At 62.0% G+C, this 7,489-nt stretch carries 5 protein-coding genes; 4 read left to right on the top strand and 1 reads right to left on the bottom strand.

Features of this window, described 5'->3' with window-relative positions; all coding sequences use genetic code 11:
- Window positions 1–369: 369 nt before the first annotated feature.
- The gene (locus HBO24_RS29210; RefSeq protein WP_115127985.1) at window positions 370–849 is read right to left on the bottom strand and encodes an Lrp/AsnC family transcriptional regulator; all 480 of its coding nucleotides are present in this window, start codon (window positions 847–849) and stop codon (window positions 370–372) included.
- 160 nt (window positions 850–1,009) lie between these two features.
- Here HBO24_RS29210 and HBO24_RS29205 point away from each other — a divergent pair, with 160 nt between their 5' ends.
- From HBO24_RS29205 to HBO24_RS29190, 4 genes are all read left to right on the top strand, one after another.
- Window positions 1,010–2,824, top strand: coding sequence for a tyrosinase family protein (locus tag HBO24_RS29205; protein WP_170060833.1), 1,815 nt, complete (start codon window positions 1,010–1,012; stop codon window positions 2,822–2,824).
- Complete coding sequence (locus tag HBO24_RS29200; RefSeq protein WP_057959146.1) at window positions 2,821–4,554, top strand: hypothetical protein; 1,734 nt, start codon at window positions 2,821–2,823, stop codon at window positions 4,552–4,554. The genes HBO24_RS29205 and HBO24_RS29200 overlap by 4 nt, the downstream gene beginning before the upstream one ends.
- A 71-nt stretch (window positions 4,555–4,625) precedes the next feature.
- Window positions 4,626–6,224: a hypothetical protein gene (locus HBO24_RS29195; RefSeq protein WP_170060832.1), complete on the top strand. Its 1,599-nt coding sequence runs from the start codon at window positions 4,626–4,628 to the stop codon at window positions 6,222–6,224.
- On the top strand, window positions 6,221–7,042 hold the full coding sequence (locus HBO24_RS29190) for a hypothetical protein (protein ID WP_170060831.1): 822 nt from the start codon (window positions 6,221–6,223) through the stop codon (window positions 7,040–7,042). The genes HBO24_RS29195 and HBO24_RS29190 overlap by 4 nt, the downstream gene beginning before the upstream one ends.
- Window positions 7,043–7,489 lie beyond the last annotated feature (447 nt).

Genomic DNA, 7,489 nt, shown 5'->3' with positions numbered 1-7,489 from the left:
TTGCTGTTGCTGTTGCTCTGCTTTTGATCTGGCTTTTGATCTTGATCTTAGGCGCCCCGTTAAACCACGATGGCCGCAGGCAGGCATTGCGCAGTGGGCACCCCGGCATGGATGCCGGGGTAGCCGCGACACGGCCAGGGATGGCCGATCGCGGCGGGCCCACGGAGCAATGCCTGACTGCGGGCATGCCGAGCCTAGGCGAGGCACCGAGTGGTGGGGCAAAAGCGCTTTGGTTACTTTCGCGCTCTTCGAAAGTGACCCGCTGTAAGAGCGGAACCAATAGCCGCCATGACCGCAGCAACGGATATGTACACACCCCCCAACAACCACGAAAGAGTTGTGTAAATACCTATGCCACAAACCGCGCGTCTACAGATCCGAAGGCAAATGCTGCACACCCTGCAGCGGCAGCTCATAAGACTTCTTCACCGTACGCACCACCAGCGTCGACGAATAAGTGCGAATCGGAATATCACGGTAAGTGTCGAGAAACCGATAGATATATTCGGTGTACTCCGTGGCATCGCGAAACTTGGCCACCATCACAAAATCGAACTCCCCGGTCATCAGGTAGCAGTCCTGAATCTCCGGGCGGGTGGCCAGGATGTGTTGCATCTTGCGATCAATGTCGTTGCTGTCCTTGTCGAGCTTGATCAAAAAGAACGCCGTGACCTGGATCCCCAGCTTTTTTTCATCCAGCACCGCGACTTTCGCCTTGATGATCCCCACGCTCTCCAGGCGCCGGATACGCCGGTAACAACTGGTCGAGGACAGCCCCACGCTGTCGCTGAGCAGGTCCAGGCTCTGGGTACAATCCTTCTGCAATTTGCCGAGAATTTTCAAATCCATGGCGTCTGTCATTATTTCCACTTCTTCCTTGAGAAAACTGCAATGAATCCGCCGTAACGGGCGGCCAATTTGCACAAATCACTGCACAGTGGCCCGTTACTATCAATTCCAGCTTAGCAGCCCCGAAAGATCCAGCATGGGGCGGCGTGAGAGGGATCTTATGATAGTTGCGAAACCGACATGGACCGCTGATATCCAAGGGCTTTTCACCGCGCCTTACTGGATACCGCCCGCCGAGCGCGGCCAGGTCGCAGGCTCGTGGGTGCGTTGCATGAATGCCTACGACGTGTTCCTGGAAGACCCCGATTCGGTCAAGACCTGGTCCGAAACCATCTACCAGCACCTGGCCTCACGCAACATGCCGCTGACCCTGGATGACCGGCAGTTCTGGCCGATCGACGCCCTGGAAACCTTCCGGTTGTGGGTCAACCAGGGCTGGCGCCTGAACAGTTTTTCGCCGTTCGATATCGCCGAGCGCATCCCGCCGCCAGACCTGCCGCACCCGGTCAGGCGCGTGCGCCAGGACATCCGCGCGTTGAGCCAGGAGCAACTGGACCTGTACCGCGCGCGGCTCGATGACGTGATGCAGATCGGCAACCCGGACAGTGGCTCGCCGTGGCAGCGCTATGCCTATATCCACAGCAACTGGTGCCTGCATTATCAGGAGGCCTTTGCCCTGTGGCATCGCGCTTACCTGCTGTACCTGGAGGCCTTGATTGACTACCCGATCCCGTACTGGGACTGGATGGCCGAAGACGCCAGTGTCGATGGCAGCCCCCAGGCCGGTTTGCCCCAGGCGTTTCTCGATGAAACCTATGTGCACCCCCGCAGCGGCGAAGTACGGCCCAACCCATTGCGCTATGCGGCGGCCAAGGATGGGCGCTCGAAGGTGTGTGCCTCGGGCAATGTCGAGGGTGTGGACTGCCGCTTTGTGCAACGCAACCCGCTGTTCTACACCCAGGGCGACTCACAACGCCTCAAACGCACCCAGTTGTATGGCATGAGCCGGATTTTCCAGCAGCAGGTGGTGGATGCCTTGACGTTCAAGACCTTCAGCCAGCCCCAGGGCGTGCCGGGGTATCCCTGGGCCAATATCACCGAGTTCGATCCGCCGCAAAAAGACGAGTTGTACCCCAATCGCACACTGAATTTCGATGGCCTGTACGAGCAGCCCCACGACAACTACCACGGCTGGATCGGCGGCGATATGGCCGATAACGCCTACACCGCGTTTGACCCACTGTTCTGCTCTTACCACGCCAATATCGACCGCGTGCTGGAGGTCTGGATCCGCGCCAACCCGGCGGCGCAGTACACCACCCAGTGCCTGCTCCAGCCGTTTGCCGGCAGCCAGGCCGAGACGGTCACGTTCACCAGTGCCGATGCCTGGCGCTACACCACCCTGGGCGATATGGCCCAGGACAGCCGGCACATCGGCTACGACTACGGCACCCCGGTGGCGCCGCCGTTCGGTGCACGACGCGCCAGCGCAAAAGCGTGCTGCCCGCACAGTGCCGCGCCTGCCCAGGAGCAGGCCCAGGCCAGCGGCCCGTGGGTAGTGTTCGACCATGTGCGCTGCACCCACGACACCTACCTGATCGACGTTTTCCTCAACCAGGCCGACGCCACGCCCCAGCAGGTCAGCGCTGAGAACCCGCACTACGTCGGGCGCTTCAGCCGGATCGGCATGGGCCTGGTGGATGACAAGGGGCGCTGCATCCCCCATGGCGTGTGCCGCGCGCTGAATGCCGCGCGCAGTGTCACGGCATTGCACCTTGGCCCCACGGACGAGCTGCAGTTGAGCCTGCTGGTCACCCATCTCGATAGTGGCCGGGTATTGGCGCCGCAAGAGTATGCGCCGCTGCCTGGCTTTATCGCCCAACTGGTGTGGGACGACCCGCGCCAGACCGTTGCCGACCCTCCCCCGAGTGCCGGTTGCTGCTCCGTTTCTACCCCCCATGGAGATCTGACATGAGCACGCCCTTCAAGCAATTCACCTCCCCCGCCGGGCAAGCGCCAAAGGACTACAACAAGCTGGGCCTGGAAGACCAGTTGCCGCAATTTGAAACCGACTGGAACAACGACGTCACCGGCTGGACCGAAGCGGCGATCATCGGCAACCCATGGTCGGGCCTGTACGACGCGCCACGCTCGGGCTATTACAACCCGCTGGTCGAGGGCTATGGCGACACCACCCCGCCGGCGATTACCTGGCAACCCTTTCCCAACCGGCTGTGGACGTTTTTTTATAGCAACGGCACGGCGGTGATTCCGCAACTGGGCGGCAAGGCCATGACCCTGCAACAGGTCATGGAGCTGACCGACAATGGCCAGATCACCATCAACGACACCCTGTACACCCTGTACGACCCGGACAAGAAAGGCACCCTGCTGCAACTGCCGGTGACCCGTTGCCCGAGTATCGACTGGAACGGCAAGTACAAGGACTTCTCACCCTCGGGCCCAAGGGGCTGGCTGGACGAGTATTGCGAGTGGTCGATTGTTCGCGATGCCAATGGCGACATGCGCAAAATCACCTTCACCAGCGAAAACCCGGCGTACTTCCTGGCCATGTGGCGCATCGACCCGAATGCCGTGCTGGGGCTGTATCGCGACTACATAGACCCGAACGTCCAACTCGAAGACCTCTACCTGCGCTACGCCACCAACTGCCCGACCGGCAATGCCGGGGATCCGGTGATTGACCCGACCACGGGCCTGCCCGCCTACGACACTGTCAACAAATGGAACGCCGGCACCGCCTGTACGCCCGGCCAGTTCGGCGGCGCGATGCACCTGACGTCCGGCCCCAACACCCTCAGCGCCGAGGTGTACCTGGCGGCGGCGGCCACGATCATGCGGCCCCTGAAAAGTAGCCAGAACCCTCAGTCGCTGATCTGCTGCGCGCAATATGGGCAGAACTATCGCAACTCCGACCCGCATATCGGTTTTGCGGCCAATGAGGCGGCCATCAGCAACCGTATCTCCCTGACCAATCCCATCGCCCTGTACCTGCAGCAACCGACCAACTTCAGCGCGTGGAAAGGCCCGCAGGGCCAGGATGTGAGTCAGTACTGGCGCATTACCCGCGGCACCGCCAAATCGGCGATCAACGGCTCCGACCAGATCCTCCAGGCGGTGTTCGAGGTGCCGCAAAGCGCGGGGTTCTCGATCAATGACATCACCATCAACGGCCAGGCCGTGGACTATGTGTGGGTGATTGCCCAGCAACTGCTGGTGGGCCTGAGTGTGACCGTCATGCCGAGCACCACGGCGGCGCCGTCTCCTTGCGTACAAGACCGGGTCAATGGCCTGCAACCCTGGCCGGTGCAGTTATTGCCGCTGGACCTGTTCTACGGCCAGTCGCCTACCGACCTGCCGGCCTGGCTGGCCCCTGGCAGCAGCGGGCAGTTTGTCCTGGTGGTGCAAGGCGCCGATCTGCAGACCACCGCCGCCACGGCGAGGATCCAGTTCAGCAATCCCGGGGTGACGGCACAGGTCACGAAGTTCATGCCCGACGCCTCGGCCATTCCCGGCCAGACCAACGCGGGCGGCACCCAGGGTTACATCATGACCATCAGCGTCGCGGCGAACGCGGCGCCGGGACTGGTGACGGTACGCGCGCTCAACCCGGGCGAGGCGGATAACGTCAGCGCGGCGGACCACCCGTGGGAATCCGGGCTGGCGCTGGTGCCATCCACCTAAGCCCCCCCCTGTGGCGAGGGGGCAAGCCCCTCGCCACAACAAGCCCCCTCATTTGTGCAAGGAGCGCGATGATGTCCAGGTTTCGCTTGAGTCGTCTGCTGCTGGTCAGCACCCTGCTGTCACTGTTTATCCTGCCCTTGGCCCACGCGTCCGATGCCGATAACTGCGTCCAGCAGCAACTGGTGTTCAACCCCAAGAGCGGCGGGTTTATGCCGGTCAACAACTTCAACACCACCGGCCAGAGCTTTATGAATTGCTTTGGCTGGCAATTGTTCATCGCCCTGAACTGGCCGGTGGACCCCGGCTGGCCGGCCAATGCCAGCCTGGCGGGCGAGCCGAACAGAACCATCACCGTCGCGCAATTCGGCGTGCCCACCACCGCCGGGCAGCCCATGAGCGTGGCGCCGGTATGGGCCAGCTACAAAGACGCCAATGAGATTTTCCTGCCCGGTGCACCCAAGCCCAGCGGTTGGGGGGTGCAAACCCTGGTGCCGCCCAATTGCAGCAGCCAGGACAGCCTCCAGGCCCTGTCGGTAGGGGCGCGTAAATTCATGAATGCCACCTCGGAAAGCGCGACCAACGCCAAGCATCGCTTCCACTTGTCCAGCGGCACCCTGGCGTCGATTCCCGACCCGATCATGGAAGCCGCCGGTGGCTGGCTCACGGACCAGACCGGCAACCTGGTGTATTTCGAACGCAAGGTGGGCAAGGCCGAGTTCGACTACATCGTCGACAACGGTCTGTACGATGCCGCCAATCAACTGATCGTCGCGCAAAACAGCGATGGCAAACACCCAGCCGGCCTGTCGCTGCCCGCCGGTGAGCTGATGCGCTCGATGCCCACCACCCCGCTACCCCAGGAACAACTGGGCGCCCTGGAACTCAAGGCCGCCTGGCGCATCCTCACCGGCCAGCCCCAGCTCTACGGGCGCTACCTGACCACTGTGGCCTGGCTCAAGAACCCCGCCACCCTGCAATGCACCCAACAGGTGGTGGGCCTGGTGGGCCTGCATATCATCAACAAGACCCAGAGCTCACCGAACTTTATCTGGACCACCTTCGAGCACGTGGACAACGTACCGGAACCGGGCCAGGTGCCCGCGCAACAGCTGCCCCCGGACGGCTACACCTTCAACAATCCCAACTGCACCGGCGGCCCCGATGTGTGTACGCCGAACGTGGCGCGCATCCAGTGCAAACAGCACCACCCGGATCGCGAATGCACCGAACCCTATCCACGGGACCAACCGGTGCAGACCACCCGCGAACACCCACTGTCGTCGGACATGCAGGCGCTCAACGGCGCAGTGCAGGCAAGCTTCGCCCAACAGACCAACGGCCAGTCGGTGTTCCAGTACTACAAGCTGATCAATGTACTGTGGATCACCGCCCCGACGCCGCCCGACCCCGAGCCGGGCCCGAATGCGAAGGTTCCCCTGTCCTACGGTGCTTTTATCAGCGACAGCAACGTACCCGTGGCCAATACCACCCTGGAGACCTACGTCCAGGGCATGAACTGCAATGACTGCCATCAGCAAGCGACCATTGCCGGCAGCGCCACCCTGGCCTCGGACTTCTCGTTCCTGTTCAACAACGCCGATTCGGCCAAACATACAAGCCTGATCAAACGCGTACATGCCTTCGAAACCCTCAAGGACGGCCAACCATGAAACGCTCCCTCGCCACCCTGCTGCTCACCCTGTCAATGGCCCTCGCCCCCCAGGCCTTTGCCCATTCGGCCCATGAACTGCACGCCCTGAACAACGGCGCCGATGCCGATGCACCGGGCAACCACGGCATGTTCATGGTCGGATCGCAGACCCTGTTCCTGGTGCACATGCCGATGTTCACCACGGAAAAGCACATGTACCAGATCGTCCTGCAGGCCAGCCTGCCGGCTGACGTAATGGCCAAGTACCAGGCCCTGCGCGCGGCCAACCCGAGCAAGCCGTATAACCTGATCAATGTCGATAACGACACCTTCACCCTGCCCCAACTCAAGGCCGGCGAAGTGACCGCGTTCAAGGCGACGATCTATGACGGCTACTCCAATGATGGCGGCGGCACCCCGGGGCCGGTGCTGTTTGACAACGTGCCGGTGACGGTCGAGGCGGTGGTGATCTACCGGCCGTTCAACCTGGGGATCGAGCGGCCCAAGCAGATGGTGTACACCCTGTTTGGCCGGGGTAATGAGGCGCACCTGACGCACTACATCGCCCAGGATCCGGACTTCCAGGAAATCATCACCCTGCCTGGGCCACCGGCGCCGTTTTCGGCGGCGCAATTGGTGTCTACGGTGGATTTGAATTTCACCACGGTGCAGTCGTTGCCGATTGTGTGTCAGTCGCCGCTCAAACCTGGGGTCTATCCGACCTTGCTGGAGGGGCGTGCGGATGCGCCGGTGGCGCTGGACCTGGGGCCGGCGGCGCAGCGTGTGTGGTATTCGACGGGGAATTTGTTGAACAAGACCGATCCTTGCCAGCCTTGAGTGGGTATAAGGCAGCTTCGACATTTGATGTGTGATGTGGCCGGGGTTTTTCTGCTTCGCCCGGGTCGCGGTGGGAGCGGGCTTGACCGCGATGGCGGTGGGTCAGCGGCATAGGTATCTGCACAACCTTCTGGGTTTGTGTACATATCCGTTGCTGCGGTTATGGCGGCTATTGGTTCCGCTCTTACAGCGGGTCACTTTTGGAAAAGAGCCCCAAAAGTAACCAAAAGGGCTCTTGCCCCACCACTCGGTGCCTCGCCTAGGCTCGGCATGCCCGCAGTCAGGCATTGCTCCGTGGGCCCGCCGCGATCGGCCATCCCTGGCCGTGTCGCGGCTACCCCGGCATCCATGCCGGGGTGCCCACTGCGCAATACCTGCCTGCGGCCATCGTGGTTTAACGGGGCGCCTGAGATCAAGATCAAAAGCCAGATCAAAAGCAGAGCAACA

This window comes from Pseudomonas sp. WS 5410, assembly GCF_012985645.1.
GTDB lineage: Bacteria > Pseudomonadota > Gammaproteobacteria > Pseudomonadales > Pseudomonadaceae > Aquipseudomonas > Aquipseudomonas shahriarae.
Note: the sequence above shows the minus strand (reverse complement) of the source record. Positions and strands in the feature narration are given on the sequence as shown.

Coding starts and splice junctions, on each gene's coding strand:
- HBO24_RS29190 (WP_170060831.1), top strand. CDS start 6,221: ATGAAACGCTCCCTCGCCACCCTGCTGCTCACCCTGTCAATGGCCCTC.
- HBO24_RS29200 (WP_057959146.1), top strand. CDS start 2,821: ATGAGCACGCCCTTCAAGCAATTCACCTCCCCCGCCGGGCAAGCGCCA.
- HBO24_RS29195 (WP_170060832.1), top strand. CDS start 4,626: ATGTCCAGGTTTCGCTTGAGTCGTCTGCTGCTGGTCAGCACCCTGCTG.
- HBO24_RS29210 (WP_115127985.1), bottom strand. CDS start 849: ATGGATTTGAAAATTCTCGGCAAATTGCAGAAGGATTGTACCCAGAGC.
- HBO24_RS29205 (WP_170060833.1), top strand. CDS start 1,010: ATGATAGTTGCGAAACCGACATGGACCGCTGATATCCAAGGGCTTTTC.